Below are 3,561 nucleotides of genomic sequence, written 5' to 3'. Positions count from 1 at the left end.
AGAAATTTAGAAAAATCGCCCCAATGCCCGCTGGGGTAGTCTATATTCAGCACCCAGGCGAAGGCGAAGAAGAAATTCGCTGGCACTTTCGAACTATGAAGGAGCTAGGGTACAACGCATTAAAAGGGATCTATCCAGTTACCGGTTGGACCGTAGAACAGATACAGCTACTGGCATTAGAAGAAGGAATTATACCCTGGTGGTATGGGCAAGGTGGTTGGGAAGAAATTACCAATGAACTTCTCAAAAAACTAAAAATTGATGTTAGCCTATCAATCGCCGAAATTCGGGAGCACCCAAAAATGGTGGAGTATCAGCATAATTTATTGAAAGACCGGGTGGAGCGTACGATTACTTACTTAAAGGAATCGGGTGAAGTGAGTGCGTTGCAAAGTAGCTTTCGGGCTCATGACCCTACCATTGGTGCTCGCGGTTTAGATTTAACTGAAGAAGGAAAAAGACTATTTCTGCAATGGGCCGAAGAGCAGTACGGAACCATCGAGAATTTGAACGAAGCCTATAACGTACATCACGCCAATTTGAAACCGGCAGGCGGCCAAGTTTTTCAGTCGTGGGATGACTTTGCCGAACGTTGGGAGCAATCGAACCACCGGGAGTACCGGGTTAAGCGCGATATAATGCGTTTTAAAGCTGACCATGCTCTGAATAATATTCAGCAGGTAACCAAAAAGTATCAGGAATTTTATCCGCACGCTCCCTTAAGGGCAGGGGGTGAGCTAGGTTTATTTTTGCCCCAATCGTGGTACGGGGTAGATTTGGAGGGCATCGCTGATGTGATGAAAGACGGCGGCACGCTTTATCCATCTATGCACTTTTCCTGGCACTACGGTCAGGTTAACAACGAGCTAGTACGTCCCTTTTACATGCAAGCTTCATTCATGGCCGACCTCTTTAAAGGTGGGTGGTCGGCTGCTTGGGAAAGTACGGGCGGCCCGCAGCAATTCGATGGTGAGAAAACTAGCGATGAAAAAGGCTTTTATGTAGACGAAGGCACCATTACCCAGTTTTATCTTACCCAGTTGGCTTCGGGCTTTCGGGGTTTCGGTATTTGGTGCTGGAGTATTCGCAGTGCCGGAAAAGAGGGAGGGGAATACAGCCTGCTAGATCGTAATAATCAGATAACCCCTCGGGCTCGCAAACTAGGGCAGATCGGAAAGGCGCTCAACCGACATCGTGATGAATTATGGGAAGCCAGAAAAGAGCCGCTAGTAGGCGTTCTGTACAATTGGGATAATGAAGGCATTTGGGCGGCAATGTCGGTCCGTCAGCGAGATGCTTTTCGAATGAAGCCAATTGAAGCTCGGGTGGGAGTTAGCCGCACCCTGATTAATGCTAATGTGCCTTTCGAGTACGTTACGGCGGATGATTTGCGAAATGGCTTAGCCTCTCGTTACCCTATTATTTATCTACCTGCCCACTTAGCAATCAATCGCGATTTGTTGGATAAATTGTACGAATACGTAGAACAAGGAGGCCGACTAGTTATGGACATGCCTTCCGCTTGGTACGATTCATATTCTAAAGTGCTACCTACTGGCGAAAAATCTAAGTTAGAAAAGATTTTTGGGGTCACGCTCGATGACTTTCAATATTCTGGCTTTAATCGTAGCTTCAAGCTAGATAGCTTGGATATTTTTGGCTCATTTGTGCATATGACTCCCACTACGGCTCAGGTAAAAAATCGTTTTGATCACGGCAAACCAGCTATTACCGAAAACAAGCTAGGCCAAGGCTCGGCCGTAATTATAGGTTTCAATGCTTCGTTGATGACGTTTCAACCCGGTAATTCTTTGGCTGAGGAAATGTTGCTTAACTATACTTTAGGCGACTATTCATCACCATACGCTTGCGACGGGGCGATTGTCTACCGCCTGACTGCTTCTCAAGCTGATCACTACGTGCTGGTGAATGATGGCCCCGAAACTCAGGTACAACTGGATACGAAAGATTTCCAGTATCAATCCGTTGAGGATGCCATCACAGGAGAAACCCTAGATCTAGGTTCGGTGATTGATTTACCAGCACATAACGCTCGCTGGCTACGTTTTCTTAAATGAATAGCATTATAACTTGTCTTATGTTTTAAAGTAATTTTTATCGAAGTGTTAAAAAAACTAAATCTACCATGCAAATAAAATTCTCGACCAAGGTTACGGTTACTTTTTTTCGTCAACCTGGCTACAAAACGTTCCGCCTAATTACCACCTTGGTGGCGATGGCACCCCCTGTGATCCAGGAATGAAGTGGTGGTTTGAGTTTATTCAAGATTATTACTAGATAATGAAACTAACTTTATTCATCATAGGCATATGGTCTTTTGTTGGAATGATGCCGAACACTATACGAGCACAAGCTGATGATGATAAAAATTTGGCTGAAGTCAAAAGAGGTTATTATGTTGAAGAAGACAGTTTTTTCTTAATTGAGGCTGAGAACTACGCTGAGATTTACAGTAAAACTCCGACCAATGGAACTCAGCAACTGGAACACTCTTGGGTATTTGAACAGAATAAAGAAGGATATTCTGACCAGGGTTATATGAGCAACCTTCCGGATGAGCAGTGTGAAGATTGCGATGAACATAACTCTCCTAAAGATGGATCAGGAGCCGAGCTGGTCTATCATGTTTACATCAATACACCCGGAACATACAATGTTTGGGTTCGTGGTTACTCGAGGGGCGGGGAATCCAACGGTTTACATGTGCAATTAGATGGTAAGTTTCTTGGAAGCTCCGCTGGAACCAATATTTCTGGGTTCAGACCGCACTTTAATTGGGTTTGGGAAAATAAACATAAAGAGTACGCAGTTGAACCAAACATCTATATGTCAGCTGGAAAGCATACTATTCATATCTTCGGAAGAGATGATGGTTTTTCTCTGGATCAAATTTTCTTTGGTATCAATCAAACAACTCCTCCATTTAACCACTCAAAATATCACGTAAAATATGTGGTTTAACACAAATACGAATGCAAGCTTACCTACTTACTAAACACGGCTCCGCTCCATCATTAGCAAAACAAGATATTCCCGAACCGTTGCCTAAGGCCGGAGAAATCCGAGTGAAAGTAAAACGGATTGGAATTAACTATGCTGAAATTCTTTCACGTCGGGGGCAGTACCGTTGGGCACCCAAGTTACCGTACATTCTGGGCATGGAAGCCTACGGGGAGATTGATGCAGTAGGCAAGGGAGTTGATCGAGAAGTAGGCGAGAAGGTGATTGCAGGTGGACAACATGGGAGCTACGCTGAGAAAATGATCGTGAAAGAGTATATGGCATTACCAGCTTTAAAGCAGTTTTCCCCCGAAGAAAACGCCGCCTTCATCGTTAACTACATTACCTCCTGGGTAAGCCTGATGAAGCTAGCCCGTCTACAACCAGCAGATTCGGTACTGGTGAATGCAGCAGCGGGGGGAGTGGGTACGGCTGCGGTTCAATTAGCCAAAGCCCAGGGCTGTAAAGTTTTCGGAACCGCTAGCAAACCTGAGAAATTAGAATTGCTTCAGAAATTAAAAGTAGATTATCCGATCAATT

Annotated in this window: 3 protein-coding genes; all 3 read left to right on the top strand. The window is 44.7% G+C overall.

Annotation, left to right across the window (positions count from 1 at the left end; all coding sequences use genetic code 11):
- Positions 1 to 2,078 (top strand): beta-galactosidase trimerization domain-containing protein (locus WBA23_RS18220; protein WP_424583709.1); only part of this gene is annotated, 2,078 nt, incomplete at its 5' end.
- Positions 2,079 to 2,301: 223 nt separating this feature from the next.
- On the top strand, positions 2,302 to 2,982 hold the full coding sequence (locus WBA23_RS18215; RefSeq protein WP_424583708.1) for a hypothetical protein: 681 nt from the start codon (positions 2,302 to 2,304) through the stop codon (positions 2,980 to 2,982).
- Between the two features lie 11 nt (positions 2,983 to 2,993).
- The coding region (locus WBA23_RS18210; protein ID WP_424583707.1) for a quinone oxidoreductase family protein at positions 2,994 to 3,561 on the top strand (568 nt) is incomplete at its 3' end.

Source organism: Tunicatimonas sp., assembly GCF_049647865.1.
Classification (GTDB): Bacteria; Bacteroidota; Bacteroidia; order Cytophagales; family Cyclobacteriaceae; genus Tunicatimonas.
This window is presented reverse-complemented; position numbering and strand designations above follow the sequence as displayed.